Annotated in this window: 16 protein-coding genes and 1 other RNA gene; 4 read left to right on the top strand and 13 right to left on the bottom strand. The window is 68.0% G+C overall.

Annotation, left to right across the window (positions count from 1 at the left end; all coding sequences use genetic code 11):
- Positions 1 to 276: 276 nt before the first annotated feature.
- Positions 277 to 1335 carry a heat-inducible transcriptional repressor HrcA gene (gene hrcA / locus H570_RS0106380; RefSeq protein ID WP_027080017.1) on the bottom strand — a complete coding sequence of 353 codons (1059 nt, stop codon included), beginning with the start codon at positions 1333 to 1335 and terminating at the stop codon, positions 277 to 279.
- Between the two features lie 180 nt (positions 1336 to 1515).
- On the opposite strand from hrcA, the gene recN reads away from it, so the two are divergent.
- Complete coding sequence (gene recN / locus H570_RS0106375) at positions 1516 to 3198, top strand: DNA repair protein RecN (RefSeq protein WP_027080016.1); 1683 nt, start codon at positions 1516 to 1518, stop codon at positions 3196 to 3198.
- Positions 3199 to 3373: 175 nt separating this feature from the next.
- Here recN and fur read toward each other — a convergent pair whose 3' ends face one another.
- Entirely contained in the window at positions 3374 to 3778 is a 405-nt protein-coding gene (gene fur, locus H570_RS0106370) for a ferric iron uptake transcriptional regulator (RefSeq protein ID WP_027080015.1), read from the bottom strand.
- Positions 3779 to 4005: 227 nt separating this feature from the next.
- Here fur and H570_RS0106365 point away from each other — a divergent pair, with 227 nt between their 5' ends.
- A complete protein-coding gene (locus tag H570_RS0106365) occupies positions 4006 to 4395 on the top strand; it encodes an outer membrane protein assembly factor BamE (RefSeq protein ID WP_027080014.1) in 390 nt (129 codons plus the stop codon).
- A 63-nt stretch (positions 4396 to 4458) separates the two neighbouring features.
- On the opposite strand, the gene H570_RS0106360 is transcribed toward H570_RS0106365, so the two are convergent.
- Together H570_RS0106360 and H570_RS0106355 are read right to left on the bottom strand one after the other, a co-directional pair.
- Positions 4459 to 4731 carry an RnfH family protein gene (locus tag H570_RS0106360; RefSeq protein WP_027080013.1) on the bottom strand — a complete coding sequence of 91 codons (273 nt, stop codon included), beginning with the start codon at positions 4729 to 4731 and terminating at the stop codon, positions 4459 to 4461.
- Entirely contained in the window at positions 4731 to 5162 is a 432-nt protein-coding gene (locus H570_RS0106355; protein ID WP_027080012.1) for a type II toxin-antitoxin system RatA family toxin, read from the bottom strand. Before H570_RS0106355 ends, H570_RS0106360 begins: the two co-directional genes overlap by 1 nt.
- 83 nt (positions 5163 to 5245) lie before the next feature.
- On the opposite strand from H570_RS0106355, the gene smpB reads away from it, so the two are divergent.
- On the top strand, positions 5246 to 5743 hold the full coding sequence (smpB, locus tag H570_RS0106350; RefSeq protein ID WP_027080011.1) for an SsrA-binding protein SmpB: 498 nt from the start codon (positions 5246 to 5248) through the stop codon (positions 5741 to 5743).
- 778 nt (positions 5744 to 6521) lie between these two features.
- Here the strand turns inward: smpB and H570_RS18135 are convergent.
- A complete protein-coding gene (locus tag H570_RS18135) occupies positions 6522 to 8735 on the bottom strand; it encodes a CHASE domain-containing protein (protein WP_051176176.1) in 2214 nt (737 codons plus the stop codon).
- A gap of 126 nt (positions 8736 to 8861) precedes the next feature.
- On the opposite strand from H570_RS18135, the gene ssrA reads away from it, so the two are divergent.
- Positions 8862 to 9215: a transfer-messenger RNA gene (ssrA, locus tag H570_RS18505) on the top strand.
- Between the two features lie 102 nt (positions 9216 to 9317).
- Here the strand turns inward: ssrA and H570_RS0106340 are convergent.
- The 8 genes from H570_RS0106340 to rpsF all read right to left on the bottom strand — a co-directional run bounded on the left by H570_RS0106340 (position 9318) and on the right by rpsF (position 15229).
- Entirely contained in the window at positions 9318 to 9995 is a 678-nt protein-coding gene (locus H570_RS0106340) for a YiaD family glycine zipper/OmpA-like lipoprotein (RefSeq protein WP_027080010.1), read from the bottom strand.
- Positions 9996 to 10106: 111 nt separating this feature from the next.
- Positions 10107 to 11606 (bottom strand): WS/DGAT/MGAT family O-acyltransferase, encoded by a 1500-nt coding sequence (locus H570_RS0106335; protein WP_027080009.1) that lies wholly within the window; start codon positions 11604 to 11606, stop codon positions 10107 to 10109.
- Positions 11607 to 11677: 71 nt separating this feature from the next.
- Positions 11678 to 11866, bottom strand: coding sequence for a hypothetical protein (locus H570_RS19085; RefSeq protein ID WP_245559551.1), 189 nt, complete (start codon positions 11864 to 11866; stop codon positions 11678 to 11680).
- A gap of 43 nt (positions 11867 to 11909) precedes the next feature.
- Positions 11910 to 12077: a hypothetical protein gene (locus H570_RS19080; protein ID WP_169447735.1), complete on the bottom strand. Its 168-nt coding sequence runs from the start codon at positions 12075 to 12077 to the stop codon at positions 11910 to 11912.
- A gap of 94 nt (positions 12078 to 12171) precedes the next feature.
- Entirely contained in the window at positions 12172 to 13572 is a 1401-nt protein-coding gene (locus H570_RS0106325) for a replicative DNA helicase (RefSeq protein ID WP_027080008.1), read from the bottom strand.
- A gap of 261 nt (positions 13573 to 13833) precedes the next feature.
- Positions 13834 to 14286, bottom strand: coding sequence for a 50S ribosomal protein L9 (rplI, locus tag H570_RS0106320; protein ID WP_027080007.1), 453 nt, complete (start codon positions 14284 to 14286; stop codon positions 13834 to 13836).
- A 266-nt stretch (positions 14287 to 14552) separates the two neighbouring features.
- A complete protein-coding gene (gene rpsR, locus H570_RS0106315; RefSeq protein ID WP_027080006.1) occupies positions 14553 to 14783 on the bottom strand; it encodes a 30S ribosomal protein S18 in 231 nt (76 codons plus the stop codon).
- Positions 14784 to 14794: 11 nt separating this feature from the next.
- Entirely contained in the window at positions 14795 to 15229 is a 435-nt protein-coding gene (rpsF, locus tag H570_RS0106310) for a 30S ribosomal protein S6 (RefSeq protein ID WP_027080005.1), read from the bottom strand.
- Positions 15230 to 15267 lie beyond the last annotated feature (38 nt).

Here is a 15267-nt window from a genome sequence, read left to right as displayed (position 1 = left end):
TCTGTGGGCCTCGCCGCGGGAATCCAAGCCCCCGGGGGCTCCTTGAGCCAGCCGTGCGCGATGGACGCGGTTGTGGAATCTCCCCGCGCGGGCGGACCCACGGGTCCATCCGTGGCGCAACCCGCGGGCTTCGGGTCGCCCCGCCCCGCCAGTCCGGCCCTGCGCACCGCGCAGTGCGTTCAGTCAAGGCGCCAAGCAATGCCTCGCAAGCGCCTTCCCTTCACCCATGCCGAACGTTCACCGAGGCGCGCGGCAGTGCCGCGCAAGCCCCCCGGCTCACCCGACGCGTTCGGCCATCGTCCGCGACAGCGCCTGGGCGGTGGCCTGGACGGTGGTGATGACGCGGTCGTAGTCCATCCGGGTCGGGCCGATGACGCCGAGCACGCCCAGCACCCGGCCGCCGCTCGCGTAGGGCGCGGCGATCAGGGTGCACTGCTCCATCGACGTGACCCCGGACTCTTCGCCGATGAACAGGCGCACGCCATCGGCGCGCAGGCAGCCTTCCAGCACCTGCAGCAGCTCGCTCTTGCGCTGGAACGCCTCGAACAGTTCCCGCAGCCGCTCGACGTCGGCCAGCCCCTGCGCGCCGCCCATCAGCTTGGTCTGGCCGCTGACCAGCATGTCCTCGTCGTCGGCCGGCTGCAGCGTGGCCTGGGCCAGCGCGACGGTGGCGGCCATGCGGCGGTCGACCTCGCGGCGCTCTCCGTCGAGTTCGGCCACCAGCCGCTCGCGAATCTCGGCCAGGCCCAGGCCGGCATAGTTCTGGTTGAGGTAGTTGGCAATCCACTCCAGCTCGCCGGCCGACAGCGGCCGCGGCACTTCCACGGCCCGGTTCTGGACCTCGCCGTCGGTGAATACCAGGATCGCCAGCACCCGGCGCTCGTCCAGGCGCACGAAATCGATGTGGCGGAAGGCGAAGCGGTCGCGCCGGGGCACGGTGACCAAGCCGACGAAGTGGGAAATGTCGGAGAGGCGCGAAGACGCCTCGCGCAGGACTTCCTGGGTGGACGCCTGCGCGGCCAGACCCTCGTGGATCAGCTGGATCTGGCGCTCGCCTGGGGGACGCCACTCGATCAGGCTGTCGACGAACACGCGCAGCCCGCGCGCGGTCGGAATGCGCCCGGCCGAGGTATGCGGCGCGGCCAGCAGCCCGATCTCCTCGAGGTCGGCGAGGATGTTGCGGATGGTCGCCGGGCTGACATCGAGCCCGGCATGGCGCGCCAGGGTCTGTGAGCCCACCGGTTCGCCGTCGCGGATGTAGCGGCCAATCAACGCGCGCAGCAACTGCCGCGTGCGTGGGTCGAGGGCGTCCTGGCTGGCGATCTTGCGGCTCATGCCTCCGGATATAAGCCCGGCAAGGGGCTGGCGCAAGCGCCCGCGCCTGACGAGCCCCACCGTTGGCGCTGTCGGCGGCCCGCAAGCCGCGCGTCTCACCCCGTGCAACGCAGGCACCGTATCCAGCCTCCGTCGCACGCCCCTTGGTCATTCCCTCGCCCACCTGCACAATTCGCACGCATGCTCACCCATCTCGCCATCCGTGATTTCGCCGTGGTCACGGCGGCCGAACTCGAATTCGGTGCCGGGTTGACCGTCATTTCCGGTGAAACCGGCGCCGGCAAGTCGCTGCTGGTGGACGCGCTGGGCTTCCTGTCCGGGCAGCGCGCCGACAGCGGCATGGTCCGCCACGGCGCCGACCGCGCGGAGCTGCACGCCGAATTCGACCTGGCCGCCGCCGCCGACGCCCGCCGGTGGCTGCGCGAGGAGGAATTCGACGATGGCGAGGCCTGCCAGCTGCGCCGCACCCTGCGCGCGGACGGCGGCTCGCGCGCCTGGATCAACGGTCGTCCGGCCACCCTCTCGCAGCTCGCTGCGCTGGCGGAGCGGCTGGTCGAGATCCACGGGCAGCACGAGCACCAGGCGCTGTTGTCCAGGCCCAGCCAGCTGGCGCTGCTCGACGCCTGCGGCGGCCATGGCGCACTGCAGGCTGCCGTCGCCGCCGCCGCCCACCGCTGGAGCACCCTGCTGCGCGAGCGCGAAACCCTTTCCCGGGCCCGCGAAGGCCGGCCCGGCGATGTCGCCGAGCGCGACGAGTGGCTGCAGCACCAGCTTTCCGAACTCGACCGCGAACCCATCGATCCGGCCTCGATTGCCGAACTCGACGCCGCGCATCGCCGCCAGGCCCATTCGACCGGCTTGATCACGGCCTGCGACGCCGCCCTCGCCCACCTCGACGGCGATGGCGCGACCGCGCTGCCGCGACAGCTGCAACAGCTGCGCGGCGAGCTGGCGCGCGTGCAGGAGCACGAGCCACGACTGGCCGACGTGGACGCGATGCTTGACGCCGCCGCGATCCAGGTCGACGAGGCCGGGCTGCTGCTGGAACGCATCCGCGCCGACCTCGACGTCGACCCGGCGCAGTTCGACGAACTCGAACGCCGGCTCACCCGCCTGCACGAGCTGTCACGCAAGCATCGCGTCGCCCCCGATGGGCTGGCGGCGCAGCGCGACGCGCTGGCGGCCGAACTCGACGCGCTGCGCAACGCCGCCGTGCGCCTGGAGGTGCTCGATGGCGAGATCGCGTCCGCCGCTGCCGACTGGGGCAAGGCCGCCGACGCGCTCGGCAAGGCGCGTGCCAAGGCCGGCAAAGCGCTGTCGAAAGCCACCACCGCGCTGATCGCCGAGCTCGGCATGGGCGGCGGGCGTTTCGAAGTCGCGCTGGAACCCGTCGAAGGCGAGCGTCCCGATCCACAGGGCGGCGAACGCGTGGAATTCCTCGTCTCGGCCAACGCCGGGCAGCCGCCGCGGCCGCTGCGCAAGGTGGCTTCGGGCGGCGAGCTGTCGCGCATCTCGCTGGCGATCGAGGTCGCCGCGCTCGGCCACGACGCGGTCCCGACGATGGTGTTCGACGAGGTCGACTCCGGCATCGGCGGTGCCACCGCGGAAATCGTCGGCCAGAAGCTGCGCGCGCTCGGCGGCACGCGCCAGGTGCTGTGCGTCACCCACCTGCCGCAAGTCGCCGCGCAGGGACACCGGCACTACCGCGTCAGCAAGGCCGAGAGCGCAGGCGTGACCCAGAGCGCGGTGCGGTTGCTCGACGCCGGCCAGCGCCAGGAAGAGCTGGCGCGCATGCTCGGTGGGGTGGAAGTCAGCACCGAAGCCCGCGCCGCCGCCAAACGGCTGCTGCGCAACGCATCGTAGGTCGGGGTTACGCCACCGATGCTCTTCGCCCAGCATGGGCGATGCCAGCGCCGCGGACTTCCGGCGAACCACATCGTGTGTCGAGGAACTCGCCCCGGCCTGCGCCGCTCCCCCGCATGATGGGCGGAGGCTCGGCGTCGGGGCGCAACCCCGACCTGTGGTCGATGGCGCCCGATCAGCGTTTCTTGCGCACGTACAGCACCAGCGAGTGTTCCTCGAGGTGGTAGCCGTACTTTTCGGCGATCTCGTGCTGCAGCTTTTCGATCTCGGGGCTCTCGAACTCGATGATCTTTCCGCTGTCCACGTCCACCATGTGGTCGTGGTGGCCGCCGCGGTCGATTTCGTAAACCGCGGTCCCGCCTTCGAAGTTGTGCTTCAGCACCAATCCGGCCGCCTCGAACTGGGTCAGCACGCGATATACGGTGGCCAGCCCGATCTCGTCACCGTTGTCGAGCAGGTGGCGGTAGATGTCTTCGGCCGACATGTGGTGCTGCGTGCTTTTCTGTTCCAGCAGCTCGAGGATGCGTATCCGCGGATGCGTCACCTTCAGCCCGGCCCTGCGCAGCTCTTGGGATTCCATGGCGCCTCCATTCACTGGCGGTTTATGGCGTGGTCGTTCCGTGCACCGCGCCCTGCCAGGGCGACAGCGTCCGGTCGAAGCGGCACCCGGTATGCCGGATGCACGCCAGAATGCCTCGAATCCCCTCGTTCGCTTGCGCCGCGGGTGACGCCTGGACAGCCGCCAGCGGGCGCCGCGACGGGGAGCGGGAGTGTATCATCGGCGCGGTCTCCAGCCTGCGGTTCCCCATGCGCAAACTCCTGATCCTCGTCGTCGCGGCCCTCATGGTTTCCGGGTGCGGCATCGTCTACCGGCAACCGATCTACCAGGGCAACCTGCTCGAGAAATCGGCGATCGACCAGCTGCAGCCCGGCATGAGCAAGCAGCAGGTCCTCGGGTTGCTGGGCTCGCCGTCCATCGCGGACCCGTTCCACAACCAGCGCTGGGATTACACCAGCACGCAGCGCACCGGGCGTACCGGCCACGTCGAGCGCAAGAACCTGGTGCTGCATTTCGAGAACGACACGCTCGTCCGCTGGGACGGCGACTACTTCCCCGAGCAGGACGAGCAGCTGTCGAAGGACCTGCGCAAGTCGTTCGGCCCGAACCTGGCCAAGGACAAGAGAAAGGGTCGCTGAGGCCGCGCGCCCTGGCGTTTTCTTTCTCCACCCGCGCGCCGTGGCGGCGAGTTGCGCCGCGACTCAGCGCGGCTTGCCGGCGGCAGCCCGTCGCCGCCGCGCCTCTTTCGGATCCACCTGCAGTGGCCGCAGCAGTTCGACGCGGTCGCCGTCGCGCAGCGGCGTCGCGCCGGTCGCGCGCTCGCCGTGGATCGCGTAGCCGCTGATTCCTTCGGTTCCGAAACCGCTCGCGCCAATCGCATCTTCCACGGTGGCGCCAGCGGGCAGCCCGAGCGTCACAGCCTCGGCGCGTCGCGGCCAGCCACGAATGACCTGGACATGCAGCGGCGCCGACATCATTCCGTCCCGCGGTCGGCCACGCGCACGAAGTCGTCCACCATGCGGTCGGCCAGGCCCTGGAAGCCCAGCGTCATCGCCGGCGCCAACAGACGGCTCTGCGGCTCGAAATCCAGCGTCAGCGTCACCTTGCAGGCGCATTCATCCAGCGCATGGAACTCCCAGCGCCCGTCCAGGCGCTTGAACGGGCCGGCGCGCAGTGCCATCGCGATGTGGTGCGGCGGCGACAGCGTGTTTTCGGTGGTGAACCAGGTGCGTAGCGCGCCAAAGCCCAGGTCGAGTCGCGCGACCACGTGGGCGTCGTCGGCCTCCAGCACCTGCGCCGACTCGCACCAGTCGAAGCGGCGCGGATAGGCCGCGATGTCATTGACCAGGGCGAACATGCGCGCTGCGGAGTGTTCGACGAGGGCGCTGCGCTGGATGGTCGGCATTCGGGTCTGGAACCGGATTCGGGCGTCGGGATCGTGGCGGGCCGGCCGCGCAAAATCTCGCGGCAAACTGCGACAATGCCGGCATGGGCAAGAAGAAAGGCGACAAGGATAAGGCAAACGGCGGCGGCACCGTGGCGCTGAACAAGCGCGCGCGCCACGACTACCACCTCGAGCAACGCTTCGAGGCCGGGCTGGCGCTGCAGGGCTGGGAGTTAAAGTCGATCCGGGCAGGTCGCGCCAACATCACCGAGAGCTACGCGGTGATCCGCGGCGGCGAGCTGTTCCTGTTCGGCGCGCAGATCTCGCCGCTGATCCAGGCCTCCACCCACGTCGTTGCGGACGAACGCCGCACCCGCAAGCTGCTCCTGCACCGGCGCGAGATCGACGAACTGGTCGGCCGCGTCGAGCGCGAGGGCTACACCCTCGTGCCCACCGCGCTGTACTGGAAGGGCAACAAGGTCAAGGCGGAGCTTGCCTTGGCCAAGGGCAAGCAGTCGCATGACAAGCGCGAGGCGAGCAAGGAACGGGATTGGGCCCGCGAAAAACAGCGCGTGATGCGGCGACACAATCGCGACGCGTAGAACGTCGTTCCAGCGGCAGGATCGTCGCGCGCTGCGGCGCGTTCCATGCCGCGGCGCCTCATCTGGATCGGGGCGCGGGCCCGCGAGAAACAGCGCGTGATGCGGCGACACAACCGCGACGCCTAGAACGTCGTTCCAGCGACAGGATCGTCGCGCGCTTCGGCGCATACTGCGCCAGCACGACAAGAACGCTTGACCCGCGCGTCCAGTAACCGCATGCAAAGCCATGCCCGCCAATGCACTAGCCCCCACTCTGCCCCTGCTTTGCTTTTGCTTTCGCGCTTGCCCCTGCCTTTGCGGTGCCTTTGCCCTGCCGGGCCCCTCCGAAGCGGCGGAGACGGCGGGTAAAACCCGCAGGGCGCCGCACATGGATGTGCGGCGTTTTCGGCTGGGGCAGGATGCCGCATCCGAAAATTCCCGCCGGCTCCGCGAACCCGGTGCGCAGCACCGGGCGCGCAGGCGGGGGTGTGTTTCTTTGGGTCACGTTTCTTTGCACAGGCAAAGAAAGGTGACTCGCGCCGTCACGGCGCGAAACGCTTTTGAACTTCGAAGCAAAGGCAGTTCACAGCCCTTGCGCCCTCATCCGGCACCTCGCGTCACGCCCCCGCAAGTGGGAGAAGGGTTTGATCCGGCCACGCCCGGGAAACCTCTGAACAACCTCGTTGTGTCATCCCGGGCGCGGCGACGAATCCTGGGAACCCGACAGCAGGGATTGGCCAGCTCCGCTGTTGCGAAGCGTCTTTCGCCAAGCACGAAACGACAGTTGTTCAGAGGTTCCCTAGCCCGCCGCCGCCACCTCCCGCGGCAACGTGAAGCGGAACGTCGCTCCCTCTCCGGGCCTGCCCTCCGCACCGACGGTCCCGCCGTGGCGCTCGACGATCCGCTTGACCGACGCCAGGCCGATGCCGTGTCCCTCGAACTGCTCCGGGTTGTGCAGTCGCTGGAACGGACGGAACAGCTTGCCGGCGTACTCCGGCGAGAAGCCGGCGCCGTTGTCGGTGACATGGAACGCCGCCTGCTCGCCGGGCGCGTCCTCGCCACCCACGACGATGCGGGCGTTGTCTGCGCCGGCAGTGAACTTCCAGGCGTTGCCGATCAGGTTCTGCAGCAGGTTGTGCACCAGCGCCGCATCGCCAACCGCGCGCAGCCCCGGTTCGACCTCGACCTCGACGTGCCGCTGCGGCTGCGCGATGCGCAGCTCGGCAACCACCTCGCGGGCGATCCGGCTGATGTCCAGCGGCGCCAGCGTCAGGGGGCTGCGGCTGACCCGTGACATCTTCAGCAATGCGTCGATCAGGTCGTCCATGCGGCCGGCGGCCTTGCGTACCCGCGCCAGGTAGTCGCGCCCGACTTCGTCGATCTTGTCCGCGTAGCGCTCGCCGAGCAGGCGGCTGAAACCCTCAATCGTCCGCAGCGGCGCACGCAGGTCGTGCGAGACGCTGTAGGCGAACGACTCCAGCTCGTGGTTGGCGTGGGTCAGTTCGCGCGTGCGCAGCGCGACCCGGGCCTCCAAGGTCCGGTGCAGCGCCTGTTCGCGCGCATGCGCCAGCACGCGTTCGGTGATGTCCTCGACCTGCACAAGGCTCGCCACGTCCTGCCCGATCTCGCCCGGCACCGGCGCGTAGGTCAGTTGGGCGTGGCGCAGTTCGCCGCCCGCCGTCCGCCATTGCCGGGTCGTGCGGAACACGCCTTCTGCCACCGCCGCGAACTCGCGACTGCGCCGGGCCTCGTCCCCGGCGTCGCTGAAATGGGCACCGAACATCGAACCAACCAGTGCATCGGTGCTTGTATCGAAGATCGCCGCAAGCGCCGGGTTGGCATCCACGATCGCACCCCTGCGATCCAGCAGCGCCTTGCCGATCGCCGAGAACCGCATCGCATTGCGGAAGCGCAGTTCGCTGCGCTGGTAGGATTCGGCAAGCAGCGCCGCCTTGCGTTCGGCCAGCGATTCGGTGCGCGCCAGCACCAGCGCGACGCCGAAAAGCAGCAGCGAGGCGATGATGCCCGCGCCCAGCGTCATCCGCAGCTCCGGCGTTCGCGCCGCCAGCGCCGTCCCGGCGTCGGCACTGAAATCCAGTTCCCAGCGGCGGCCGTAAAGTTCCAGCGGCACGGTCCGCCGGAAGTCACTTTCACTGCCCCGCCCCGCCAGCTCGGCATGATCGGCGTACAGCACCGTGCCCTCGCCCTGCCCCGAACCGCCGTCGCGGACGCTCAGCGCCGCATGGCGACGCGTACTGTGCAGGGCGGAGGCGACGAACTCGGACATGTCCAGTGGCGCGTAGATCCAGCCCTGCAGGGCCGCACGCCGCGCCGACAGCGTCGCCGGGGTGCCAAACCGGTAAACCGGAGCGAACATCACCACGCCGGTGACCGGGCGGCCGGAGTCCTCGCCCAGTTGGAGTGGCGCAGTGATGCGCACGGCGTCGTCGTCGCGCGCGCTGGCCATCGCGGCATGCCGCAACGGATCGGCGAACAGGTCGTTGCCGATCACCGCGCGATTGGCCTCGGTGCGAGGCTCGAAATACAGGACCGGGCCATAGTTGGCGCGCACACCGCTGGGCCGGACAACGTAGAACCCCTGCCCCGCGTCGCGCATGTCCAGCTGCAGCGCCTGCAGTTCGGAACGATCCAGGTATGGCGCGTACCCCAGCCCGAGCATGTCCGGATAGCTGGCCGCGATGTTGAGCGCGTCGACGTAGCCCTGCCACTGTCCCGCGCTCGGGCGGTCCACCGATGCGAACAGGGACACGCCCCCGCGCGCCACCAGTTCGTAACTGGCGAGCCTTTGTCGCAGGAGCTCGGCGATGGCATCGGTTTCCGCGGCGAACTCCGCTTGCACCGCATTGAGTTCACGCTGCCGTGCGTTGCTCCAGTACAGCCACACCAGCAGCAGCGATGCCACCAGCGCAAGCAACGAGAGCGTATACCCGTGCAGCGGCGCCCGGAGCCGCGCGCCAATGGAGTCCAGGTCGATGCCGCGCAGGAGTCTCATCGGGTTCAGGATAGCCCGGACGTGCGCCGTTGCGCGCGTGAACGGCTCCCACTTGCGACGGGCGCCGCATGCTTGCGTCGGTCCCCGCCGCCCCTATACTGGCCCGGTCAGCGTGATCGACATCCCGGGGGTGCACTGGCTTCGACGGGGGTCGCGAAATCGCCTGGCGCATGCCGAGGGGGTAGCTTTCCTCGTAAATCCAGCTGCAAAACTCTAGTTGCCAACGACGACAACTACGCTCTCGCCGCTTAAGGCGTAAGCCCCGAACCCACTTGTGTCCGTGCTCGTGGATGTAGGGTCATCATCACGGAACCGGCTGTGATGGCTGCCTGTCAGTCACGGCTCAACCCAAACAGGCTGGTGTCCCGATGCGCTTTGCGCGCCGTGCTGTCGGGGGACGAGACCTAACGGAGCGCTAAGCATGTAGTGCCGGGGATGGAGTGCCTTCGGACGCGGGTTCGATTCCCGCCACCTCCACCATTCAAACCCCTGATTTTTCAGGGGTTTTTCTTTCCATAGGATCAAGCAAAAGGGCCATCCTCGCGAATGGCCCTTCTGTTGCCTGCAACTCGCGGGTCCGCGTTACGAACGCACCGGCACTAGGGTGATCTCGACCCGGCGGTTCTGGGCACGGCCTGCGTCGGTGTCGTTGCTGGCGACCGGGCGGGTCTCGCCGGCGCCGACGGTGATCATGCGGTCGCGCATGATGCCGCGCGAGCCGAGGTAGTTGGCCACCGCTTCCGCGCGCTTCTGCGACAGCTGCTGGTTGTAGGCGTCGCTGCCGACGCTGTCGGTATGGCCGGCCACCTCGATGATGGTCTGGTTGTACTGCTGCAGCGTGCTGGCGACGTTGTCGAGCACGGGGTAGAACTGCGGCTGCACTTCGGCCTTGTCGAAGGCGAACGTCACGCCACCGGGCATGCTGAGGGTGATGTTGTCGCCGTTGCGCACCACGTCGACGCCGGTGCCCTGCATCTGGCTGCGCAGCTGCGCTTCCTGGCGATCCTGGTAGGCGCCGATGGCACCGCCAGCGAGGCCGCCGACGCCCGCCCCGACCAGTGCGCGCTGGCGTCGTTCGGTGGCGTCACCGCCGCTGAGCAGGCCGGCGACCACGCCGATGCCGGCGCCGATCAACGCGTTGTTGCGGGTGCGGTTGGGATCATCCGGCGCGCTGGTCTGGCCGGTATACGTGGCGCAGCTGCCCAGCAGCAGACTGCCGGCAAGTGCGGTGACGATGGCGGCGGTGGCAGACGGTCGCATGGAGTTCTCCTGGTCGTTCGGATGAACGTGAATGGGGGACCCAAGCTAACCACGCAACCGTCGCCGCAGGGTGATGGCAGGCGTCGGTGCGCCGCTGGTGATCAGGTGCGGTTAACGATGCCCGCTCCCCGACACTTGCAGCAGCGCCTCGGCGTTGGTCGCGTCCAGCGCCTGGTCCCAGCTGCCCATCAGCGCAAGGTAGAGGAGCTTGTCGAACTCGGCGCCGAACCGTCGGGCCACGGCATCGGGGTCGGGAATCAGCTTGGCATCTGCGATCAGGCCGAAATGGACGCGTCCGTTGTAGCTCAGGATCGACACGCCGACGCCGATCGATCCGGTCTGCGGCACCCAGAACATCATCTCGCTCAGCCGGCACCCGGCCAGGTACAGCGGCTGTTGCGGCCCCGGGACATTGGTGGCCACCGAGGTGGCCTTGCGGCTGAACAGTTCCAGCGCCAGTTCCTGCAGCGGCTGCGGTGCCATGCCAAGAGCGGCAAGAAGTCCATACGCAACAATGGCTTGTCGTGAATTCTTCAACTGATTCATGCAGCTGGCCACGCGCATCAGCCGGCGCACCGGGTTGGCCTCGCCCACCGGAAGGTCGAGGAATACCAGGCCGAAATGGTTGCCCAGCTTCTTCGCGTGCTCCAGCGGCCGCAGGTTCACCGGCACGGTCGCGCGCAGGGTCACGCCGTCGACGTCGTCGCCGCGCTCGATCATGTAGTCGCGCAGTGCACCGGCGGCGGCGGCCATCAGCACATCGTTGACGGTGCAGTCGCAGGCGCGACCCACCGCCTTCACTTCTTCCAGGTCGATCGGCTCGGCCCAGGCGACGCGCTTGCTGACGCCCAGGCGACCGCGCAGCATCGAAGGCGGATCGTCGGGCAGCGCGAGCGCGTGCACCAGTTCGCGCGCGATCTCGCCGCCCTCCTTCGCCAGCATCGCGGCCAGGGTCGGGTCCTGCATCATCTCCATGCCCTTGCCGAACATCCTGCCGCCGAGCCTGGCGTAACGCTCCATCGCGCCGACCCGCCGCGCGACGTCCGCGCCGTCCTGCTTGAGCCAGGCCTTTGCCAGGCCCTTGTCCTTGCCGGCGTTGCGCTCGGTGTCGGTCAGCGACAGCAACACCTGCACCAGCGCGATCCCGTCGGCATAACTGTGGTGCAGGCGCGCGACCAGCGCCGAGCCACCAGCGTAGCGTTCGACCAGGTGGAACTGCCAGAGCGGCCGGTGCTTGTCGAGCGGGCTGGACGCGAGCTGGCTGACGAAGCGTTCGAGCGCGCGCTTCTCCGCGCCATCCCGTGCCGGCCGGCGACCATCGCCACGTCCCGGCAGCGCGGCGAGCTGCACGTGCCAGTCGAGATCGAAGTTCGCATCCTCCTGCCACGCCGCACCCGACGGGGTGTCGACCGCCTTCTGGCGGAAACGCGCGTAGGCGAGGAAGCGTTTGGCAATGACGCGTTTGAGGCGCTCGAGCGACATCGGTTCGGCGAACATCAGCACGCCGGTGATCATCATCGGGTTGGTCGGCCGCTCCATGCGCAGCCAGGCGGTGTCGACCCGCGACATCGGTTCGCGGCGCAGCGCCTTGCGCGGCTTTTTGGTGGCCATCCGTATCTCCCGGCAATTGCAGCGAGTGAATCACGCGGCCATCGGCAGCGTCAATTTCGTGTTCGCATCCGTCATCGCACCGCATTCGGGCGCGAAGACCAGGCTTCGACGAAGCGCATGCACCGGGTGATCGAGCAGGTCTGTTCGCACGCGATAGCGCCCGACGCATCGGCGACTGTTTCGATAGGCCACCCTTTGTCCCGCAGCACAACGGGACTGCCGGCGCGCGCATCCGGATGGCCCCGCAGGTAGATCGCCATCAGGTCCATCGACACGCGTCCGCCGACCTGCGCCGGCGCGCCTTTACACCGGTACCGGTGTAAAGGCGGGTGCAAGCCGCGCGCAGCCATCGCCGCAGCATTCGGCCCTGACCATCGCCATGACCGGGCTCGCCGGCGCATGGGGACGGACCACGGCCAGGTCGCGGCGCATGGAGTCGGCGTGGAGGATGGCGGTGATCGGTCGCGACATCCGGCGTATTCCGTGGCCCGCCGGGCGCCGGGCATCTCCGTTCCGTTCAATGCGACGGGCCCGGCCGGGCCCGCGCCAACTCCAGAAAGCCCGGCTACTCGAAGCTGCCCACCGAATCGTGCGCGAGATTGTCGAAGCGCGTGTACTCGCCGAAGAACTTCAGCTTGATCGCCCCGGTCGGGCCGTTTCGCTGCTTGCCGATGATGATCTCGGCCAGCCCCTTGTCCGGCGAGTTTTCCTTGTTGTAGTACTCGTCGCGGTAAATGAAGACGATCACGTCGGCGTCCTGCTCGATCGCGCCCGACTCGCGCAGGTCGGCCATCACCGGGCGCTTGTCGGTGCGGGTTTCCAGCGATCGGTTGAGCTGCGAGAGCGCGATCACCGGCACGTTGAGCTCCTTGGCCAGGCCCTTGAGCGAGCGCGAGATCTCGGAGATTTCGGTGGCGCGGTTCTCGCTGTTGCCGGGCACGGCCATCAGCTGCAGGTAGTCGATGACGATCAGCCCCAGGTCGTGCTCGCGCTTGAGCCGGCGGGACTTGGCCCGCAGCACCTCGGGCGACAGTGCCGGGGTATCGTCGATGAAGATCTTCGACTCCTTGAGCATCCGGATCGCGCTGCTGACGCGACTCCAGTCCTCGTCCTCGAGCTGGCCGGTGCGCAGGCGGGTGGCGTTGACCCGGCCGTTGGAGGAAATCAGGCGCAGCGCGAGCTGGCTGGCCGACATTTCCATTGAGAACACCGCTACCGCCTTCTTCGTCTTGATCGCGGCGTACTCGGCGATGTTGAGCGCGAAGGTGGTCTTGCCCATCGCCGGGCGCGCCGCGAGGATCAGCAGGTCGGTGGGCTGCAGGCCCGCGGTCATCTCGTCGAACTCGGTGTAGCCGGTGGGCATGCCGGTAATCCCGCCACCGTTGGCGTAGCGGGTCTGGAGGACGTCGAACGCCTCGCCCATCGCCTTGTTGATCGGCACGAAGTCGCTGCGTCCGCGCGCCCCGGCCTCGGCGATCGCGAACACCTGCTGCTCGGCGCTGGCGAGGATCTCGCTGCTGTCGCGCCCCTCGGGCTGGAAGCCGTCGTTGACGATGCCGGTGCCCACTTCGATCAGCTGCCGCAGCACCGCCTTGTCGCGCACGATCTCGGCGTAGGCGACGATGTTGGCCGCCGAAGGCGTGGTGCTGGCCAGTTCGACCAGGTAGGCGCCGCCAGCCACCTGTTCTGCCAGGCCCTGGGACTCAAACCATTCGCCGAGGGTGACCGCATCGTAGGGACGGTTCTTCTCGGCGAGCTCGCGGATCGCCCGATAGATCAGCTGGTGGTCGCGGCGGTAGAAATCGCCGTCGACCAGGTGGTCGGCGATGCGGTCGTAGGCGTCCGGTGCCAGCATCAATCCGCCGAGGACGGCCTGTTCGGCCTCCACCGACTGCGGGGGCACGCGCAGCTGCTCGATCCGGCTGTCGCTGCGTGATTCATTCCCAAACCGGGGTCGTGCGGACATCGTGTTGTCGTGCTCCTGCGAAGCGAAAGCCGTGAAGGGGAAGAAGGGGACCGGTTGTCGAGGCTGGCCAGGCATCGTAGGCGCTCGGCTTGTGGGTTCGCGACGGAACAACCTGTGGATAAGACGAGTTTCTTAGCCGGTCGTCGTCTCGCCGGTTGCGACGGCACTTGGTCGCGCCGCGCCCGCGGAGCGATCCTCAAGCAATGCTGCAACAAAAAGGGCGCCCGGAAGGCGCCCTCTTCGTCGAACCGGATGCAGCGATCAGGCCGCTTCGGGCGCCACGATCACCTTGACCGTGGTCTCGACGTCTGCGTGCAGGTGCACGACGACTTCGAACTCGCCGGTGGTGCGGAACGCACCTTCGCCCAGCACCACTTCCGACTTCTCGACCGGGGTACCGGCTTTGGTCAGCGCCTCGGCGATGTCGCGCGGCCCGACGGAGCCGTACAGCTTGCCTTCGGTGGAAGCGTTGGCGTAGACGGTGACGCTCGCGCCTTCGAGCTTGGCAAGGCGCTCGGTGGCTTCGCCGTGGACCGCGGCGGCCTTGGCTTCGTAGTCGGCGCGCTTGGCCTCGAACTCGGCCACGTTGGCGGCCGTTGCCGGCACTGCCTTGCCCTGCGGGACGAGGTAGTTGCGGCCATAACCCGGCTTGACGTTGACCTTGTCGCCCAGGTTGCCGAGGTTGGTGACTTTCTGCAGCAGGATCAGTTCCATGGTGATGCTCCGTATTCGTTAGCGGCGCGTGGCACCGCAACTTTCAGCTGTCCGAACGGACGGGATTCTTGAAGCCTTTCGCCATCAATCAGGGCAAGGCCGGGTTCTGAAGTCCTCCCCTTCAAGGGGAGGGTTGGGTGGGGATGGTTCCCCGTCAGTCGCAATGCTGTCGAGCAGCACCGCGGCGTCACGGACGCCCATCCCCATCCTTGCCCTCCCCTTGAAGGGGAGGGAAATCCGTAGCCTTCCCTGCGGGAAGGCGCTCCTTACACGTTGTGGTTGTCCGTGTACGGGATCAGGGCCAGGAAGCGCGCGCGCTTGACCGCGGTGGCGAGCTGGCGCTGGTAGCGCGACTTGGTACCGGTGATCCGGCTCGGCACGATCTTGCCGTTCTCGGTCAGGTTCTGGCGCAGGGTGTTGAGATCCTTGTAGTCGATCTCCTTGACACCCTCGGCGGTGAACTTGCAGTACTTGCGGCGGCGGAAGAACTTGGACATGTCAGGATTCCTCAGGCGGCTTCGGCGGTATCGTCGTCGGCGGATTCGGCGGACTTGCCACCGTTGTCGCCTTCGTCGTCGTCTCGGCGGCGGCGCTCGCCACGTTCGGGCTTGTCGCCCTTCTCGTCCTTGTTCTTCATGATCAGCGACTGCTCGGTGTCGGCCTCGTCGCGGCGCATCCCAAGGTGGCGCAGCACCGCATCGTTGAAGCGGAAGCCTTCGACGAGTTCGTCGAGCACGGCCTGTTCGACTTCGATGTTGAGCAGGACGTAATGGGCCTTGACCAGGTTGTCGATCGGATAGGCCAGCTGGCGGCGACCCCAGTCTTCGAGACGGTGGATCTTGCCGTTGCCGCCCTCGATCAGCGCCTTGTAGCGCTCGATCATGGCGGGCACCTGCTCGCTCTGGTCCGGATGGACCAGGAACACGACTTCATAGTGACGCATGGTGTTTCCTCGTGGATATTCGGCCGCCGCCCGGAAAG

Origin of the sequence: Luteimonas mephitis DSM 12574, from assembly GCF_000422305.1 — a bacterium.
Taxonomy (GTDB): Bacteria; Pseudomonadota; Gammaproteobacteria; order Xanthomonadales; family Xanthomonadaceae; genus Luteimonas; species Luteimonas mephitis.
This window is presented reverse-complemented; position numbering and strand designations above follow the sequence as displayed.